The sequence below is a fragment of the Chitinophaga sp. sic0106 genome (assembly GCF_019219075.1).
Classification (GTDB): domain Bacteria; phylum Bacteroidota; class Bacteroidia; order Chitinophagales; family Chitinophagaceae; genus Chitinophaga.
In genome coordinates this window covers 58,547-77,957 of record NZ_JAHUWJ010000012.1, presented here as the reverse complement: position 1 = coordinate 77,957, position 19,411 = coordinate 58,547, and the positions used below count along the sequence as shown (strand labels likewise).

General features: G+C 48.0%; 11 protein-coding genes. 5 read left to right on the top strand and 6 right to left on the bottom strand.

Going from position 1 to position 19,411, the window contains the following annotated elements; translation table 11 throughout:
• Positions 1–44 precede the first annotated feature (44 nt).
• The 5 genes from KW844_RS18055 to KW844_RS18035 form a co-directional block, all read right to left on the bottom strand.
• On the bottom strand, positions 45–1,100 hold the full coding sequence (locus tag KW844_RS18055) for an acyltransferase (RefSeq protein WP_218378177.1): 1,056 nt from the start codon (positions 1,098–1,100) through the stop codon (positions 45–47).
• Positions 1,100–3,301: an exopolysaccharide transport family protein gene (locus KW844_RS18050; RefSeq protein ID WP_218378176.1), complete on the bottom strand. Its 2,202-nt coding sequence runs from the start codon at positions 3,299–3,301 to the stop codon at positions 1,100–1,102. Before KW844_RS18050 ends, KW844_RS18055 begins: the two co-directional genes overlap by 1 nt.
• Before the next feature lie 131 nt (positions 3,302–3,432).
• Positions 3,433–10,461 carry a fibronectin type III domain-containing protein gene (locus KW844_RS18045; RefSeq protein ID WP_218378175.1) on the bottom strand — a complete coding sequence of 2,343 codons (7,029 nt, stop codon included), beginning with the start codon at positions 10,459–10,461 and terminating at the stop codon, positions 3,433–3,435.
• Between the two features lie 379 nt (positions 10,462–10,840).
• A complete protein-coding gene (locus KW844_RS18040) occupies positions 10,841–12,013 on the bottom strand; it encodes a glycosyltransferase family 2 protein (protein WP_218378174.1) in 1,173 nt (390 codons plus the stop codon).
• A gap of 8 nt (positions 12,014–12,021) precedes the next feature.
• The gene (locus tag KW844_RS18035; protein WP_218378173.1) at positions 12,022–13,269 is read right to left on the bottom strand and encodes a hypothetical protein; all 1,248 of its coding nucleotides are present in this window, start codon (positions 13,267–13,269) and stop codon (positions 12,022–12,024) included.
• Between the two features lie 428 nt (positions 13,270–13,697).
• Here KW844_RS18035 and KW844_RS18030 point away from each other — a divergent pair, with 428 nt between their 5' ends.
• The 5 genes from KW844_RS18030 to KW844_RS18010 are packed head-to-tail and all read left to right on the top strand — an operon-like array spanning position 13,698 to position 18,560.
• Positions 13,698–14,087, top strand: coding sequence for a response regulator (locus KW844_RS18030; RefSeq protein ID WP_218378172.1), 390 nt, complete (start codon positions 13,698–13,700; stop codon positions 14,085–14,087).
• A 34-nt stretch (positions 14,088–14,121) separates the two neighbouring features.
• A complete protein-coding gene (locus KW844_RS18025; protein WP_255578512.1) occupies positions 14,122–15,276 on the top strand; it encodes a sugar transferase in 1,155 nt (384 codons plus the stop codon).
• A 2-nt stretch (positions 15,277–15,278) separates the two neighbouring features.
• Positions 15,279–16,505, top strand: coding sequence for a glycosyltransferase family 2 protein (locus KW844_RS18020; protein ID WP_218378171.1), 1,227 nt, complete (start codon positions 15,279–15,281; stop codon positions 16,503–16,505).
• On the top strand, positions 16,492–17,385 hold the full coding sequence (locus KW844_RS18015) for a glycosyltransferase family 2 protein (protein ID WP_218378170.1): 894 nt from the start codon (positions 16,492–16,494) through the stop codon (positions 17,383–17,385). Before KW844_RS18020 ends, KW844_RS18015 begins: the two co-directional genes overlap by 14 nt.
• Before the next feature lie 20 nt (positions 17,386–17,405).
• On the top strand, positions 17,406–18,560 hold the full coding sequence (locus KW844_RS18010; RefSeq protein ID WP_218378169.1) for a glycosyltransferase: 1,155 nt from the start codon (positions 17,406–17,408) through the stop codon (positions 18,558–18,560).
• Here the strand turns inward: KW844_RS18010 and KW844_RS18005 are convergent.
• Entirely contained in the window at positions 18,557–19,408 is an 852-nt protein-coding gene (locus tag KW844_RS18005) for a beta-1,6-N-acetylglucosaminyltransferase (RefSeq protein ID WP_218378168.1), read from the bottom strand. The genes KW844_RS18010 and KW844_RS18005 overlap by 4 nt on opposite strands.
• Positions 19,409–19,411: the final 3 nt, after the last annotated feature.

The following is a 19,411-nucleotide window of genomic DNA, read 5'->3' as shown; positions in this document are numbered from 1 at the left end:
TAAAAATGTTAATGAGTGCCTGGTGAAAGGCCGGGCTCATTGCTTTATTTTGTTTTTTCATAATAGAGCCGATTCGTTTTTAATGGTCCTTTAAACAACCAGCCCATGTGCAGCCGCAGTAATAGTCTGTAAGCCAGTATGGATAAGGGAATTGAGCTGCCTATCAATACCAGTACCAGTACTATAACCGGAACATCCTGCATCCATCCTGCCTTGAGTAAAACGGCTCTGATAACAGCAGCAATCATTACATGCATCAGGTAGATGTAAAGGCTGTAATGGCCGATAGTTTTCAGCCATTCGGCAATTTTGTATTTAGCCAGCCAGGCAGATAACAATAGCATAAACGCACTGCCAATGAGCGCAATCACTGCATACAGGAACAGGTTCATTTGCTGGTGGTGCAGGAAATACCACTGGCTCACGGCAAAGAGTGGTAGCAGCAGCAACAGATTCTTTCCGGAGGCCAGTTGTTCCTGAGCTTTTTCTGTAAAGAGATAGGAAGCCAGCATGGGGCCAATGGCAAAGAACAGGTAATGCAGCATCACGTCATATATGGTACTCCAAAGCGCCACCAATGGGGCTAATGCGAGGAAAATAAGCCCCAGCGCCATTTGCTGGAGATTATTTAGTCGGAGCACGGTATGCGTAAACAGATATAATACAGATACGTTAAATAGCGCGCACAAATACCAAAGCTGGTCTAACTCTCTCGGCTGTATGAAAATATCGAGGTAGCTCCAGGCAGTACGTTGTGCATTCACATACCGGGAAAAAATAATCTGCAGGCTGATTTGTATTACCGCCCAAACAAGATAGGGGTACAGCAGGTTATTACTTCTTTCTTCCAGGTAGCCCACTGCACCACGCTTTTCAAGTCCACGTTTAAAAAACAATCCTGACAGTAAAAAGAATAGTGGTATGCGAAAGCTATACAGCATATTATTGCCGTCCAGCGCATATTGCGGTATACTCAGCCCGGAGTGCTGTAACCCGTATAGCATATGGCGGTACACCACCAGCACAATCGCGATGCCTCTGGCATAGTCAATCCACTGGTAACGGGAAGCTGGGGTGATATGTGCAGCGCCTGTACTCATTACAATTCCAGGTAATCTTCTTTTACTTTGTTGAGAACGGCTCCAATACATTTGTCGCCCAGGCTATGCAGAAACTGTATCGATTCTTTGCTGGTCTGGTTCAGTGTGCCCTGGGAGGAAAAGATCGCAATCACTCCCTGCACGTAGTTCACCAGCTCTTTACTATCGGTATAATCGTTTAATGGTGCGCCTTCCAACAGAATAAAATCATAGTGCTTTGCCAGCTCCGGGAGGTAATTCAACAGGTGATTTTCTGGCAGTATTTCTGACGGCGTATAGTCGCCACCTTTACAACCGATGACTTCCACACCTTCGGAAGGGTAGCGGGTAACGTAATCTTTTACCTTATCAATACTGAACTGACCCGGCGGTATTGACAGCGTTTCCAGCGTGGGTTTGGCTTCCAGCTGCACCGTGAGGTCGTTGTTACAGAAGTTGGTATCAATGATGAGCACTTTACGGTTGCTCAGGCTCAGGCTATAGGCCAGTGCCTGTGTGAGGGTGGTTTTTCCCTGCTGCGACTCTGTGCTGGTAAACAGGAAAATCTGTTTACCGCTATGTTCCACCTCATATCGTAGTTTCCGCAGCAGTTCCCGGAAAATATTTTGTCGTTGCTTTTTCACGCCAGGGCCCAGTGCTTCCCGTTTCTGCAGGATTTCGAGGATGCTGAATTTATGCAAGTCGGTTTGGTTGATGGAGCTGATCAGTTTCAGGTCCACCGACCTTTCGAAGATGGAAGGTGATTTCAGGGAGTTATCCAGGAATTCTATAAAGAGAATAGCCATCACGCTGAGAAAAAAAACGGAAACACCGGAAAGGCCCATGATGATGAGTCTTTTGGAAGATTCGGGCCTGATGGCCGGTTGCCCGATCAGGCTTTGTTTAAAGCCATCCTGTGGCACCGTACGGTTGTCGATGGCGGCGTTGAGTTTTTCTTTCAGTTTGTTGTAGTCTTCCTGCGCCATGGTTACTTCCTGTTGAAGGGAGCCAACGGTGGCTTCTTTATTGGCATAGGAGCCCAGGGTGCCACGTAAGGAGGCAATACGGGATTCCAGTGAGGCGATGTTCATGTTGGTGGCTTTGATCTGTGCCAGCAGGCTGCCTTTTTGCTGTTGCAGCTCATCCGCACTTACCACGTTTTTACCGGTGACCACCGTCATTTGATCCAACTTGTTTTGCAGCTGTCCGCGGAGGGATTTTAATTTCGCTTCGATGACTTCATCCGTACCGCCTTGTTTAAGGTAGGTTTCGTTGAGGTCGTTGATCTGGCGGCGCAGTGTGATAATATCTGCATTGTTGTTGGTATTATATACTGTTTTACCACTGCCGGCAAGGGTGAGCTGGCCGTTGATATTTTCCAGGGATGCCTGGAGGGTGTTCATGTTGGCACGTTCATCGAAGAGCTTTTTTTCGAAGCCTTTGATTTGTTCCATTTCGCTGCCGCTGGCGGCATCTACGTTCAACAATCTTTCAGAAGCTTTATAGGCACGCAGTGCCTCAATTTTCTGATCGAGTTCAATTTTTTTCTGTTCTACCAGGTTGGCAAATGTCTCGACGTTTTCGACATTTTGTTCGGTACGTTGACTCCGATAGTAGCGTATAAATTCAGTGTACAGCCGGTTTACAATATAGGCGGAGAGCTCAGGATTCTCTGAGCGGTAGGTAAGGTCAATGTAATCGGTTCTTCCCATGCGGCCTGCGGCGAGTCCGCCACGGAGCGACTCATAATCATACCCATACACTTTGAGGATGTCCTGCAATTCCCGCTCATTGGGGCGGTAGGCGCTGAGCATCTGCATGGAGTCGTGTTTCTGCTGGCAGAGTGCGAGTACCTTGGCTTTGTCTGCGTTTTTGAGGAGGGGGTTATTGCTCTGTCCTTCCTTTAATGTGCGGAAAGGCTGGCCTTTCCCTCCCATATCATGCAGCAGCAGGTCGTACGACAATAAGGAGATAACGATCGGGGAAGTGATGGTGGTAAGGATGCCGTCAAATTTCTGATCAATTTCAAACATGCCTACATGATCGTCGCGAAGGCGGATCTTATCAGTGTAGGTGAGTCCGGTGGCCATTTGAGAGCTGGAGACGTAGAGTTTCGGTTTGTTTCTGGTAAACATGAATGCTGCTACCACGGCTAACATAGAGCTGATGAGGATCAGCCATTTTTTTTTCAGTAGTGCCTTCAGAAAATAGATAATATCCATAAGTTGACTATTCTTTCTTTTTGCTTTCGCGATTTAACCCAGGCCTGAGGCCTGGGTTAAATCGCGAAAAACAGGGCCGAGGCCCTGGTTCTCGCGATAAACAACCGCGCTACGCGCGAAACTTTTCGCAATTATTGTTTGATCGTGCGAATCACTTTCGACTGGCGCTGATCATCGGTTAACCTTATCAGGTAGTAGCCAGGTATCTGTATGCTGCTGCCTGTATTGATTCTTAAAGTTGATTTGCCTTGCGGTACCTCTGTAAGCTGCTCGCTGTAAACGAGGCGGCCGGTGAGGTCGAATATTTCCACCAGTACCCTGGAGCTGCGCGTCATGGTCATGTCCAGGTTCAGCTCTGTCACGAACGGATTCGGGAAGGCGGTGAGGTTAGCAAAGGCGGTATTGGATTGTTGCTCAATATTAGTTGGTGTTACTGCGGCCATCAGGTTATTCTGCTGCAGGCTTTGTAAAGAGCCGGTAGTAGTGCCCAGTGGGGTTGGGGTGAAGCCCTGGATAACCAGTGCACCCATCAGCCCATAATTGGCATCCAATGCGGCGTCTATATCCAGTTTGATTTCACCGTTAGCGTCTGCAGTAACGTTGTAAATGGTGGCAGTACCTACGGTGTTGATAGAGCTGTTTAACCAGGTAACCAGTTTACCATTGGCAGTAAACCTGGTGTTGCAGTTCATCAGGTCTCTTGCGCTGGAGAATACGGTGAGGTTATAGGTCATGGCCTGATTCAGACCGGTGATCTTCATGCTCGCGTGTCCGCCGCCAAAGAGTACATAGTTCTCTGCCAAAACAGCATCCGGGTATACTCCGGAATTATTGCCGGTATTCATACCCAATCCACCGTATATACCGAGGAAGTTTTCCAACACTTCCAGACCTACACTGGTTGGAGCGCCATTATCGTCGAGGGCATTGCTGATTAATGGAATACCTACCTGTGGTCTGCGGCCGATGTTGTTCCAAGGTGACGGTGCCACGCTGGTATCGGAGAAGTGGATATACACGTTCATCGCATAGGTGGTAGCGGTGGCTGCGCCGCTGTAGTCGGAGAACACACCGGATTTTACCGCCCTGATACGATATGCATATTGCGTATTGGCGCTGAGGTTATTGTCACTGTAGGCCGTTGCATTGGCAGCGAGCGTAGCAATCTGGGTTTCAGTACCATTGAGTCCCGCTTTTCTCCATACCTGGAAGCCGGTTTCGTTGTTGCTCCTGTCGGACCAGGTAAGGTTGATACGTTTACCATCTAACGCGGTAGCACGTACGCTGGCAGGGCTTACCACTGACACAACCGGATCATATGATTCTACAATCAGCGCATTGAGGAACGACATCGCATTAACCGGCAGGCTGGTTGGGCGCAGGAACCTGATAGTTACCTTGCCATCTACCGGCGTGATGCCATTGATCTGGGAGGTTTTACCAATATTGTAATGACCCTTGATTTTAACAGTATCCTGGTTGATGACAAACCATGTTTCGGTAGGACCACCATAGTTCTGACTCACAAAGAATACGAAGTTGTATTTCAGGTTGTTTTGCAGCCCGGCGATTTCAATGTCCTTAGGATCATTGCCATTATTCATGTACCAGGAAGACTCCATTACCGTATCTGGTACGATACCGATGTTTTGGCCGGTATTCATACCGATATAGGTCCACCAGCCGGAGCCAAAGGAGTCATCCAGGCGGAAGCTCATACCGTTTGCTACATTATTTTCATCTACCACCGCAGGAGTATTAGGTACACCTACACCGTTATTCACTACCGGTGCATACATGATGTTGTTCCAAGGTGCCGGTGCCGGACGCTCTGCAGCAATGTTGAAATAAGTAAGGGTGGTAATACGGTCGGATACAAACAGCTTGAAGGATTTACTGCTGGTACCACCGTAGGTGTCTTTGGCTGTAATAGTGATATTATAACTGCCTACGTGGTCAATAGTAGGATTGAATACCAGCTGTCCGTTGCCAGATCCGCCATCTGTAAATGTTACAAATGAAGGCAGGCCAGCGGCGGTGAAAGTTAGTCCGGTAATATCCGCTGCATCATCGGTAGCATGCAGTGTTACAGTAGCCTGTGTGCCGGCGCGGAGTTTCACATCTGCAATAGAATCCAATACCGGGGTGCGGTTTGGTACTTTAAGACCTATGATCTTTGTGTATACAGAGCCGCCATTGTCGTTGAAGGCACGGACTTTATAGTAATACTTAGTATTCCCTACCGCAGCGGAATCGATGAAGTTATCGGTGTCCGGCAGGGTTGATTTAATCTGTGCGTAGGTACCGAGACTATCCAAACTTCTGTATACCTGGTAGCTGGTTTCGTTGTAGGCAACATCTGTCCAGGTGAGTTTTGGATAACCATTGGTAATAGTGCCGGTGAAATTCGCCGGTTCCGTAGGGGCAATGTTATCCGTATAGTTCCAGCCCAGTTCAATCGTGTTGATGAAACCAGCCTGTGTAATATTTGGATTACGACTGGCAGCTGCAGTAATGGTGCCGTTAGCAGCCGGTTTGAGACCGTAGAAGTTAGCGGTCTGCGTACTGTTGTTTAACTGATAAATCGGAATACTGTCTGTCCCAACACTGAAGATGGTATTGGTCTGGGAGTTATCGCCACCCCATACGCTACCAGCATGGAATTTAAGGTAATAGATTTTGGAAGTATCTAATCCGCTCAGTACAATAGGTACGGTGGTTTGCGAATTGAATACACCAAAGAAGAGACTGGTTTTCAGAATCACGTCCGGATATACGCCCTGGTTGTTGGCCTGCGGGCCATCTTCTCCCCAGAATATATTCCAGGCTTGTACATTCACGCCGATATTGGTGGTTTCGCCCTTGGTATTTTTCAGATTGGTACCGGTCAGCGTGTTCAGCAGATTCCAGGTATCTGGTCCTTGTGGGGCAATGAGCTGCATATTCATGTCGATCAGCACTTTTCCATTCGGACTTGCATTGCTCACCACCAGTTTAAACGTTTTGAGGTCTGTACCCCCTTTGTTATCTGTTACGCGAACACCTATCTGATAGGTACCTGCATCAGTGTAGAACGGATTAACGGTAGCAGTGCATTGGAGCCCATTACCCTGCAGCGTTACGAAGGAAGGAAGGTTTTCACCAGTCCAGGTATACGTGTTGTTGGTATCCTGATCGGTAGCGCTAAAGTTAACGGTTTTGGTTTCTCCCTCATTGATAGTTACATCGCTGATGGCGCTGAGCACTGGTGGATAGTTATCGTTGATCACCAGGTTAAACGTAGCAGTGTCTTTTGCACCATGTGAATCTGTCACAATAACTACGTTATTGATATAAGTACCTTGTTTATTGTCGTCTGTGGCAACATTCAGGTAAGGGCCATTCGGGCCATTCACCAGTGTTACGAACAGTGGCAGGTTCACAAAGCTGAAGGTATAGGTGTCACCATCCGGATCGGTGGCATTCAGCGGAATCTGGATCGGATTATCGTAACGGATGGTACGATTTACCAGCGACTGAATTACCGGCGGATTATTTGGTGCCGTTGCGGTAGCAACATTGGAGAACGCAGATGGACCACCATCATTAATTGCTCTGACACGGTAGTTATATGTTTCGTTGGCGAATACGCTGGTATCGGTATAGGTGGCAGTAGTGCCGCTATTTGCCAGCGAATCGATATTATTCACAAATCTAAAGTCGGTACTGCCCACTCCAATTGAACGTTGTAGTTCAAATTTGGTTTCTGTAGTGGCGTTGTCCGTAAAGGTGAGCTTGATATTGCGGCCATCCAGTGTTGCTGCGAGGCTGCCTGGCGCTGTCGGTGCCGCTGGTAAACTGCTGGTAGCAACGGTATTGACTGGTAAGGTACCATTGTAGAGCTGCCCTGCTTCTGCGGCCGTCACTGCGTAATCAATTACCGTGAGATCATCAATCCGGCCACTGTAATAGAGCAGATTGTTGGCATTGAATGCAGTAGCAGTTTGAGCTGAAGTGGTGCTTGGGCGTCCCAGTGAGAACGCTTCTCCGCTGGTAGCTGCAATGCTGCTGGTGTTGCTGGTGGAAGTAGTAGCCACTCCATTAACATACATGGTAAGGCGTGAACCAGATTTATACACGATGATAACATGGTACCAGTTGTTAATGGCAATACCTGTTTGCTGCACCGTGATAGGCGTATTATTGCCGCCGGTGCCTGCCGCTAATTTAAGGATGGAGCCATCCAGCTGTAATGCGATACCATTGCCTCTGCCACCCTGATCCATGATCAGTTGTCTGGCACCGGTAGCAGTAGGGTAGATCCACATGCTATAGGTCTTTTCTGTATATGCAGTACGCAGGTAAGTGCTGGTAACTGCGATCTGGCTGTTGCTGGTACCGTTGAACTGTGCCGACTGGCCCGATTTTGCGGTATTCGACCAGGTGACGGTTGTTACGGTAGCTGCGTGGTTAGCAAAGTAGCTGCTGTCTGACGCATTCCCGTTGAACTTCCAGATGGCAGAGTAAGGCAGTGAGTTAGCCTGGGCCGAGGTCCCTGCTTTGTTGGCAGCGGCCACACGATAGTAGTAACGGGTAGCTTGTTGTACCTGGTTGTCAGTAAACGTGGTAACGTTAGCGTTTACACGACCTACCATCAGGAAGGTTCCCTGCTGTGTGGTACTTCTGTATACCTCGAATGCTTCTTCGTTTGTGCTGTTATCTTTCCAGGTAACGGTTACGCTCTTATAGGTATTAGCCACCGCGTTGATGTAGCCTGGTGCGGTTGGTACCGTACCAGTTGCAGTGGAGTCCTGTACAAGGTAAGCCGGGTCAATTTCGGTATAGTTACCGCTGGTGCCTCGTCTCCACAGTACACGCATTACCTGGTCGCCAGTGGCTTCGAAGAAGGTAGCGGTGATAGGTATTACCTGACCGGCAGTAAGTGATTGTCCGGAGCTGGTGACAGTAGCTTCACCATGTAAGCCATCGTTGCTCACAATTGCTGTTGCGCCTGGGCTATATGTGGTATTTAAATAGAGTTTACTTCCATCATCGGACACTGTCTGGAAATAATAGGTACCGGAAACGGGTATACGCAGATAAGCAGTCCACTTAAAGGCGAAATTATCATCCCTGTTACGTACGCTCAGGTCCGTAGTGGTGCTGTATCCTGTTTTAAAAGGAGTGAGTGTATTGAAGTTTGGCAGGTTGCTCAAGCTTCCGGTTTCGTAGTAACTATAGTTCCAGCCTCTTTGCACTGAACTGACTGCCAGCTGTGCGCTTGGTGAGGAGGAGTTGCCACTCACATCTCTCGCAATAACATATACCGTATAGGTTTGTTTCGGATTCAAACCTGCCAGTATGATGGAGGTGGTAGTGTCGTCCGTAGTATAATGTTTCACCCCGTCCACATACACGTCATATCCTGCAATTGCCACATCATCTGTGGAGGCATCCCAGGCCAGCGGAATAGAAGTGCCGGCTGAAACGCCTTGTGCACGCAGATTGGTTGGTGCTGTTGGCGGATTAGGGTCACTAAGGGTGAGGCCCTTTACTTCGCTGGATACCGGTCCGGCAGCATTGTTATTCACCGGCCTGATGACGTAGTAATAATCTGTGTTAGGCAGCAAACCATTGTCAGTGTAAGTTTTTACATCTGCAGCAACTTTTGCTACCAGTGTATATGGTCCGCCACTGGTAGTGGAGCGGTATACCTCAAATAATGTTTCGTTGTAAACAGGGGTGGCTTTATCTGTCCAGTCGAGGCGCAGTGCTGTTTTTGATACAGGCGTTGCCGTGAGTGACTGTATGCCGTCAGGCCCGTTTGGACCTACTGCGTTGATCACTGCAAATGGTGCAGATGGATTGCTGGAGCAACCGTATTGTTCTGTTACGCGCACCGTGTAAGTACCTACCACGCTGGTGGTGAAAGTACTGTCGGTACCCACTACCTGGTTACTGGCGTTGGTCCAGGTATAGTTCACATAGCCCGGAGGTACGCGTAAGGTAATGCTGGTACTACCGTCCGGAGCCGGCAGCAGGTTGCTTTTGAGCCCTTTGGTGGTAATAGGAGGCGTTTGTGTTGGCGTCTTGATTTTAACATCCAGTGGGGTAGGAGAGTATTCCGTCCAGTTGGTACCATCTCTGGTCACACTCACACGGTATACACCTAAAGAATTTACTTTAATCTGGTTGGTATGGGCTGTATCAATTAATACACCGTTACGTTGCCATTTATAGCCGGCAAATCCCGGGGCAATTCCCACGGTGAGGTCAATTACATCTCCCTGACAAAATTCTGAACGCCCGCCCAGCGGCCATGGCGTGAGTATATGTGCCCTGTTCATGTATGGGAGAAAATCAGGTTCTCCCCAGGCATGATACCAGGTATCGTGTGCTACGTTTGGATATATCGTATAGCGCATATTGGCGCCTTTACTTTTTGCATCGTTGTATACTGCGGTGGCGGTCCACTCGGAAGGAGAACCATCCAGCTGTCCCTGGAATAGCCATACCGGCGTGAATTTGAATTTGTCCACTACATTGCTCAGCTCATAACCTGCGGAACTCATTGGCAGGGCAGCGGCTACATAGGAAGGATTTTTCAGCTGAAAATCCCAGGAGCCGGCACCACCACTTGAAAGACCATTATCTATCACGCGGAATAAATCCAGTTTATTGTTCACTGCCATGTAGTCGAGTATCTCACGCGTTCTGGTCAGCTCATAGTCTGTCCAGTAGCCGCTGATACTCTGCGGATACAATAGAAATCCATCGAAAGCACCACTGGTAACGTATTGACTAAACATATAACCGCCATGATAAAGCTGGTACTCGTTATCCTGTATTGGTCCTGCTTCACCACGACCGGCAAAGAATACGAACACCGGATACTTTTTACCATCGTTGGCGGTGTGATTATACGTTTTGGGGAATTGTACCCTGAATGCCATGCCACGGTAGATGTAGGCTTTTAATGCGGTAGATTTCCAACCGCCTGGCATTTCGGAACTGCGGTCTCTGCTGATCCATTTACCTATCTGGCCTTCCGCAGGTTGTGCCGGAAGAGCCCCGCTGGTATAGCGGATAATGGGGTCATTGGGGTCAATGACGCTCTGCGCTATCGCTATCCGTGCAGTGAGCAGGATGGCGCAGAACAATAGTTGTAGAAATTTTTGCATAACATTCATGTTTATGAACAGGGACAGTGAATTGCGCTGTAATGATCCGTTTGCGTGCAGACATACAAGTATGGCTATACGAAAACGCATGAAATTCATGGGAGATGGCAAAAATTAAATAATAGTGGATTGGGGATTTATTCCAAACCGTGTTGGCTTTAGCGAAGGATAAGGCGAATTATTGGTTGTTGTGTGTATTACTGGGGTACCATAGACAGGGGCAATCACTCAGTATTGCATTTACAATGCCTGGTATATCCGGTATCGGCCGCTAATTTACTGCGGCATTACAAATTTATTATTCTTTTTAGGCAAAACCTATTTTTTTGTTAGTGAACGTATCGAATCTGCGGTTAAAGGTGAGCGCTGAAAAAATAACTCAGTTTTGTAAAGCCCGCTCCGCTCTTTCCCAGATGGCAGATTGCCGTCCACGTATAAATCGCACGAAACCCTTATACACAGCAATATTCATGAATACGAAATAAAACGGAATATAAAAGTATTTGATTTTCACTTCGTGTAAGGCGAGCTGATACCCCGTATAGGCGGCAGCGTAGAAACTAAGTTGCGCAATCAATAACAGGAGGTACGTATAACCTCCACCGTTAAACACAATAATGGTATTGCTCACCAGGAGCAGTGCCAGGCATAGCGGCGCCAGCGTCCATCGCAATACCCGGTGTGATACATATTGCCAGGTGATCCTCGGGTAACGGAAGATGTTTAATAAGCCTGCCAGGCGCACTATCGACTGAAAACCGCCGGCGGCTATACGCACTTTCCGTTTAAACTCTTCCTGTATGGAGGCCGAAGGCGTCTCCATCGCAAATGCCTGCGGCTCGTATGCTACCTTGTAACCTTGTATATTAATATTAAAGGAGATGATAAAGTCGTCCAGGATACTGTCTTCCGGAATGGGCGCATACAGCGAGGTACGTACGGCCAGCAGTTCTCCTGCCGCGCCCATCACGCTGTAGAGTTCTGCATCCCACTGTTTCAGTTTGGATTCATATTTCCAGTACATGCCTTCGCCCACACCTTCGCTGCCACTGTTTTCATGGGTGATTACTTTCTTTTCACCTGCCACCGCACCTACCTGTGCATCGCTGAAATGCCTCACCAGCTTACGTACCGCAGCTGTATTCAGCAAAGTATTGGCATCTGAAAAAATCACGATCTCTGTATCAGTAAGTGTCATGGCCCGGTTGATGGCAGCTGTTTTGCCATTGCGCGCCGGTTCATACAGCAACTGAATATTTGCATACTGGCTGATCACCTGGTTGGTAGTATCTGTGCTGCCGTCGGTTACAAATACGATCCGGAATATATCCGCCGGGTAGTCCAGCTCCAGTGTATTTGCGATCTTATGGCGAATAAAGGCGCCTTCGTTGTAAGCCGCTACCATAAAGGTTACCCGGGGTTCGTACGTGTTATCGGGATCAGGGCGGCGGGTAAATAGTCGCTTCGCACGCAATACCAGATATAGCAGTAGCCCATATCCGATATAACTGTAAAACACGATGAGTAAACTAAGCAGGCAAACTAATTTCATAGTAATAGTTATCTGAATAAGAAATAGGTTTCCAGCGACAACAGCCCGATAATCATGCCCAGTGCAAAGCGCAGGCATTTGCCATAAGTGAGTTTATCGTAAGGTACCAGCAGGAGAATAAGGAAGGCCGCCGCCTGCCCCACGTAGCGGGAGCTGAACAGATGGGTCACCTTCAGGTTGGTGGCCAGCATCAGCATGCAGCAGCTGAGCAGGTAGAGGAATACGGGCTCCGACCGCCGTTGCCACGCCTGCCACGTGCAGCAGGCTACGTAGTAAATGGCCACCGTTGCAAGTGCGGGCGAAATAATATAGGGGTATACGTTAGTGACTGCCGCTGGAAATACCTTCCCGATTGCCTTACTGAGCGGCGCAAAGCTATATTGCAGCACCGTGATGTTTATCACCAGCAGCAGGATATATAACAGCACCAGTGCCACGCTGATTCGCCGGTTGATCACAAACCAGGAAGGTGCAATGATAAGTGTAAGCAGTGCGCCATAGGAAAAGGCAAGCGTACCATGCCAGAGGTTTATGCCCCCGGCCGCTACCAGTGCCTGCTTAGGCGGTACCAGGCCTTTCCAGATCAGAAATACGGGTACGCATATACTGAGGGCTACAAAGGTATATAGGCCAATACTTATCCAGCTTATTTTACGTCTCCTGTTATACCATAATAATATATAGGAAGATGGTATAAGTATCAGGAAGGGACTGCGCCCAAGGATAGCCAGTCCGCTGGCCATACCTGCCAGCACGGCATACAATATGGTTAGCATCACTGATTGATTGGTCCGGTTTACACTGAGCAGCAGCCAGTATACCGACAGCATGGAAAAAAAGATAGGAGGGATCTCCGTAAGCGCCATGCCGGATATCTGCCAGATCATAGGCACCGCCATGATGTTTAATGCATATACAATCGCAGTATTTAAATTTATCTTGTATTGTAATGTGATAATGCGTATAAGCATAAAGGTTATCCCCGCCAGCAACGTCATGTTTACCAGCCGGATACCAGGCGTTTGCCAACGAGTTACCGCATACAACGGATAATGAATAAGTTGATATAAAGGCCCCGGTGCCTGATCGTTCATTTCCAGTAAGAACTTGCTGGATAGCCCTTCTCTGTCGAACAGATAAAGGTTACGTACAAACAGCGGCTCGTCAAACAACGGTGGCTGCCGGTGCAGGATGGTAATGAGCAGTAATAATGCGTAACCACCAATTCCAAGTATCAGTAAAAGTCTTCGTTCCATAGATGTTATCAGGGATTTGGGATTGGAGATAACGGCATTAGGTATAATTGGGAAGGTAAAATTATAAATCAATATCAGTATTTCAAAATCAGGTATTGTATTTTAATTCATTAGGTGACCAGGTTTTAACACTTACGACTGAAATTGATGCATTCACCCGGAAAAAAATGATCTTCACAAAAAAGAAATCTCGTAAATTACAAAGAATTATAATTTTACACTCAATCTAAATCGCCTGGTTGTGGCTCCAATATTTTAAATAACAACCTATGACCCTGAGATCACCGTATCTCCGCAAGTATCCTCCGAGAAACCACCTTTATAACTGATATTTTCGACCAGATCCCATTTAAAGCCTTCTCATGGTTGTGCTGCCGCATTGGCTGTATCCATGCAGACATCCAAAACCATTTAAACCAGAAGGTGGAATGAAAAAGAAAGTATTAATTATTGATGATAGCATACCTATCAGGTTCTTACTGGAAGCAATCTTCAGCAAGAATTACCATGTGATATCTGCACAGGATGGACTGGTAGCTATGTCGTGGCTGGCAAAAGGTAATACCCCGGATCTGATCATCACTGATTTGCAAATGCCGAATATTGACGGATATGAACTGATCCAGTTCCTAGCCGATAGCAACTTATACCGCGATATACCTGTTGTAGTACTATCCGCATGCAATGATGCCGATACCACCGCTACAGTAAACCGTTACCAGAATGTTCAGGCTTTTTTCAGCAAGCCGTTTGATCCCGTACAGCTGTCAGCCTCCGTGGCCGACATCCTCAGCGGTCAACTGGCTACTGCCATCTAAGAAGCCGATGATTGTTTAACGCCAAATTGTAATTATGGGAACGTCTACACCTGGATTAACTCCTGTTACACCGATGAAACCTGTGCATGAGAAAACAGAAACAGCTGTGATACGCCAACTAAACCCCGAAAAGATTGTCATCTTCGTAGGTAATACCTACCTGGATATCAGAGATACCCCTGGCAATTTCAAGTTCCTGGTAGTACAGGATCTCGCCGCTGCGCAGGCCGCCATCTCCGAAGTACTCAATGTATTTCGTAAAATTCCGGCTGTCATCATCTACCGTTTTAACAGCAGGTACGAACAGGAATGCGAACAATGGGAACAGTACTTCAAGGACAACCAGATCCTGCGCTCCATCCCGTTCTTCATGTATTCCGAACAGGTATCGGAACAACTGAAAACCTTTGCACGTAAATATACTTTCATTGATGAGGTGATCACCCGCGAATGCCTGGTGAGCACGCTCGATAATAAAATAGCTTTCGTCAGCAAATTCAAATACCTCAGCGTGATAACGCGGCAGGAAACTGCGGCAGAAAACCAACTGCCTGGGGTTAAGTGGACTTTGGGGTATTTTCTGAAACGTTCGGTAGATGTTATAGCCGCTAGTATGCTGTTGTTCATGCTCATGCCGGTGCTGCTGCTCATTGCCCTCGCTATACGTATCGAATCCAAAGGCCCGGTATTGTATGCCGCCAAAAGGGCTGGCAGAAACTATAGGGTATTCCGCTTTTATAAATTCCGCACCATGGTGCCGGACGCCGATAAAAAACTCCAGCAGCTCTCGCACCTGAACCAATATGGCAACAACGAGGGTGGGGCCGTGTTTTATAAGGTCACCAATGATCCGCGTATTACCCGTTTTGGTGCTTTCCTGCGCAACAGCAGTATTGATGAGCTGCCACAATTGCTCAACGTAATAAAAGGGGATATGTCGCTGGTAGGCAACCGCCCGTTACCGCTGTATGAAGCTGCCTCTCTCACCACAGATGACTGGTCGCAGCGCTTCAACGCGCCCGCGGGTATCACCGGCCTGTGGCAGATCAGCAAAAGAGGAAATAAAGATATGTCCGTAGAAGAAAGGATAGGCCTGGATATCAGCTATGCCAACAAACATTCTTTCGGGTACGACATGTGGATCATGATGAACACTCCATTTGCCCTGGTGCAAAAAGAAAACGTATAGTGATGCATGTTATTGAAGTGTTGTTGTTCGCCATACCGGCCCTGTGGGTATGTTATAACCTGCTGTTCTGTATGGCGGCTACTTTTAGCCGCAAAAAGAAATCTGATTTCGCCGCTCCGGAAAAGCACCTTCGTTTTGCCATACTGGTGCCGGCCTACCGGGAGGATGCCATTATATTATCAACCGTACAGCATCACGAAGCGCTGCGCTATCCGCGTGGCGCTTATGATATCGTTATCATTGCTGATTCCCTGCAACCGGAAACCCTGGCAGCATTAGCTGCCACCAGCGCCATCGTCATCCCGGTGAGCTTTGAGAAAAGCACCAAGGCGAAAGCTTTGAATGTTGCATTTGCCAGCTTGCAGGAAACATATGACGGCGCTATCATCAGTGATGCAGATAACCTGCTCGATCCCGACTTTCTGCTAAAAATGAACCGCGCCTTTCTGGATGGACACCAGGTGATTCAGGCACGCCGCGTAGCGAAAAATATTGATTCTCCTTTTGCGATACTTGATACGGCCAATGAAATCATTGCTAACCACATCTATCGTAAAGGCAGCAACGCGTTAGGCCTGTCTTCTTCTGTAATTGGCTCCGGAATGGTGTTTAACTACAGGCTGATTAAACATATTATGGCGCAGATTGATGCCACCGGAGAAGATAAAATTCTCCAGATGATGATAGCGGAGAAAAAAGTTTTCCGTGAAACAGGCATCCCTGTGCAACCTATTTTATACATGGAACACGCCCTCGTGTTCGATGAAAAAATTGATAATCCTGCGGCCTTCGCCAAACAACGTAAACGCTGGCTGGCAGCTCAATACAGCTATCTCTGGCAATACCGGGCCAATGGCTGGGATGCGCTTCGTCATGGGAATTTCGACTACCTGAACCTCTTTTTGTGTCATAATCTCATGCCCCCGAGGATGTTGCTGCTGGCTTATCTTACGATAATGCCGGGACTATACCTCCTGCTGGGCAGCTATTTATCTCTCCCTATATCCTGGTGGCTGATATTATGGGCACTCAATGCCTGTTGCCTGCTATTGCCCATACCGCGCAAATTTTTTGCCCGCTATTTTGTGCAGGCCATCCTGAACCTGCCAAGGGCCATCGGTATTATGCTGGCGCTGCTGTTCCGGCTCAAGGGTGCTGAAAATACATTTATACATACCAGTCATCATAAAACTGTGATCAATAATCCCCTGGTAGATGCAGAAGGATAATATTTTACCGCTCGTTTCCATCATTACGGTCAACTACAATACACCGGTAGTGACGCAGGCTTTGCTGGCATCTATTCACCGTAACGATTATACGAATGTGGAAGTGATTGTGGTGGATAATGCGTCCACGGAAGATCCTACGGCCTTGTTGCAGGAAGTGTATCCTGCAGTACGTGTCATCAGAAGTGAGCGCAATCGCGGGTTTGCAGGAGGCAATAACTTAGGCATTGCCGCGGCGAAAGGGGAGTACCTGTTTTTGGTAAACAATGATACAGAGTTTACGCCTGGCCTGATACAAGGACTGCTGGCGGTTTTCGACCGCCATCCCGATGCAGGGATCGTGAGTCCGAAGTTCCATTTTTTTTACCAGCCAGGAGTGATTGAATACGCAGGCTATCAGAAAGTAGATGTACTCACCGGCCGCAATAGTATGATTGGTCGCGGTATGCGTGACGACGGGCAATATACCGGCATCGTTGATACTGCGTATGCGCATGGCGGAGCCATGATGATGAAAAAAAATATCATGAGCCGGGTAGGACTCATGCCGGATATTTATTTCCTCTATTATGAGGAGCTGGACTGGTGTGAGCAATTTCGCAGGATGGGCTACCGTATGTACTTTCAGCCTGCATCGCTGATCTACCACAAGGAGTCTATGACCACCGGAAAATACAGCGCTCTCAAAACCTATTACCTCACCCGCAACAGAATCCTGTTTATGCGCCGTAATGTGCGCTGGCCGCATCTGTTGCTTTTTGCAGGTTATTTTACCTGCATCACGATACCTAAAAATACATTGACTTTCCTGCTGAAAAGAGAATGGAAACACCTGCAGGCCTTCTGGAAAGGCGTTAGCTGGCATCTCAAACCATTCTGACAGCATTTGCCTATACTGCTATGAGCGCTAACAGAAGAATAAAAGTCCTGGAAACAATTCATCAGGGCAAGGTTGGAGGTGGCGAGCGCCATATCCTCGACCTGGTGGCCCACCTGGATAAATCCCGCTTTGCCCCCGTGGTGTTATCTTTTACCGATGGCCCGATGGTGGATACGTTGCAGCAAATGGGTATACCCGTGCATGTGATTCCTTCTACCAGGCCGTTCGACTTCCGCGTGTGGAAGTCGATCCGTAAGCTGATGCAGGACGAGGAAATTGACCTGGTACATGTACACGGCACCCGCGCCAATACGAATATGCTCCCGGCTACACGTAAACTGGGTATTCCGGTGATCTATACGGTGCATGGCTGGTCGTTTCATCATGGCCTGCCTTATCCGATACATAAAGCAAGAGTGATGATTGAGAAGTGGATTACACGTAGAACAGGATTGAATATTACGGTTTCAGCTTCCAACAGGCAAACGGGTATAAGGGCTTTCGGGAGATTTAAATCTGTTGTAATCAGGAATGGCGTGAATATGCAACAATTTCATCCGGAGGTGAGCGACCATGGGCTACGTGCCCATTACGGCTTTACGGAACAGGACATTGTGGTAGGCTTTATTGTCCGCATGACAATTCAAAAAGATCCTTTAGGAATGATCCGTGCTTTTGCCGCTGCTCATCAGTTGTATCCTCAGCTTAAGCTGCTGATGATCGGGGAGGGGCCGCTGAAAAGCGCTGCCGTACAACTGATTAGCGAGCTTGGGATAGGCGGCGCCGTGGTGCTGGATGGTTTCCGGAGCGATGTACCGGGAGTGCTGCAGGCAATCGATATTTACTGCCTGCCCTCACTGTGGGAAGGGTATCCAATTGGATTGCTGGAAGCAATGGCAGTAGGCAAGCCGGTGATAGCCAGTGATGTGGATGGTACCAGGGAAGCATTTGATCATGAGGTGAGCGGCCTGTTGGTACCTGCCAAACATACCGCCGCACTGTGTACCGCCATCTGCCGTATGGCAGCCGATGGAAATTTACGCCAGCGCTTTGCTGCTGCCGCGCTGGAAAGAGCGCGGGCAGATCACAATATTACTACCATGACCCTCAAAGTAGAAGAGGTATACAACAATCTTTTTGTGCAGCATGAAATGACCAAAGCCACCAATTCCTAAACAGTTTGCTGCATCAATCCATCGGCCTGCTGCAGGATTTCCGGTGTAACCGCCATATCAAACTTCCTGGCAAACAGTTTGCCTGAAGCCAGGAGGTTGGGAAGATCCGTTGCTGTAAAGGTTTTTGGACTCGGTTTTTTCTCCGACCAATCGATATAACGGAGATTGTCGTATGTAACTTTATTGCGCCACTCCGGGCTGTTCATCACGATGGTATGAAATATAAATTCATCCGGTCCCCAGGTGTATTTGTAATAACTCAGGATGGCCGGATGTGTGTTGATGAACTGAAGGCAATACCTGGCACACTCTTCACTTAAGCTCCACCACTGACTGCCACCCCAATGTCTGAAACCCATTGGCCGTTTGCGTACCGGCATGAGGCGGTTTACCCATCTCGCCATAAAATACTTTCCTTTAAAATGGAAATCTTCAAAGTGATATTGATCCAGCTTGCTGATAGTGGCCTGCACTTCCTGCTCGGGCATGATGTCCATAAACTCTTTGCCATGGTGGATAGTGAAGAAGTCGAAAATTTCCTGGATGGGGCGCAGGGGGTAGTCGAGGCCGGAAAGCAGGGAGATGTTGACATACCTGCGGCGACTATGCAGCGCCACTTCCATCAGGTTCATGGTAGCGCGTACCATGCTGAAGCCCGCCCAGTTTACTTTTACACGGGAAGGAATAAAATAGACCTGACTCAGCTGAGTACATGGCCAGTAGTCCTGGATGTCTGCTTTTGCATCGAGGTGAACATAGCAGTCTACCAGCGGATGCGATAACCGGGACAATAGTTGGTGCAGTTGCTCCGGGTTCTTGTGAGCCAGGATTAGGAAAGCTAAACGCATGAG

Excerpts from the sequence above, each read along its gene's own strand:
- KW844_RS18055 (WP_218378177.1), bottom strand. The coding sequence starts at position 1,100 with ATGAGTACAGGCGCTGCACATATCACCCCAGCTTCCCGTTACCAGTGG.
- KW844_RS18050 (WP_218378176.1), bottom strand. The coding sequence starts at position 3,301 with ATGGATATTATCTATTTTCTGAAGGCACTACTGAAAAAAAAATGGCTG.
- KW844_RS18045 (WP_218378175.1), bottom strand. The coding sequence starts at position 10,461 with ATGCAAAAATTTCTACAACTATTGTTCTGCGCCATCCTGCTCACTGCA.
- KW844_RS18040 (WP_218378174.1), bottom strand. The coding sequence starts at position 12,013 with ATGAAATTAGTTTGCCTGCTTAGTTTACTCATCGTGTTTTACAGTTAT.
- KW844_RS18035 (WP_218378173.1), bottom strand. The coding sequence starts at position 13,269 with ATGGAACGAAGACTTTTACTGATACTTGGAATTGGTGGTTACGCATTA.
- KW844_RS18030 (WP_218378172.1), top strand. The coding sequence starts at position 13,698 with ATGAAAAAGAAAGTATTAATTATTGATGATAGCATACCTATCAGGTTC.
- KW844_RS18025 (WP_255578512.1), top strand. The coding sequence starts at position 14,122 with ATGGGAACGTCTACACCTGGATTAACTCCTGTTACACCGATGAAACCT.
- KW844_RS18020 (WP_218378171.1), top strand. The coding sequence starts at position 15,279 with ATGCATGTTATTGAAGTGTTGTTGTTCGCCATACCGGCCCTGTGGGTA.
- KW844_RS18015 (WP_218378170.1), top strand. The coding sequence starts at position 16,492 with ATGCAGAAGGATAATATTTTACCGCTCGTTTCCATCATTACGGTCAAC.
- KW844_RS18010 (WP_218378169.1), top strand. The coding sequence starts at position 17,406 with ATGAGCGCTAACAGAAGAATAAAAGTCCTGGAAACAATTCATCAGGGC.
- KW844_RS18005 (WP_218378168.1), bottom strand. The coding sequence starts at position 19,408 with ATGCGTTTAGCTTTCCTAATCCTGGCTCACAAGAACCCGGAGCAACTG.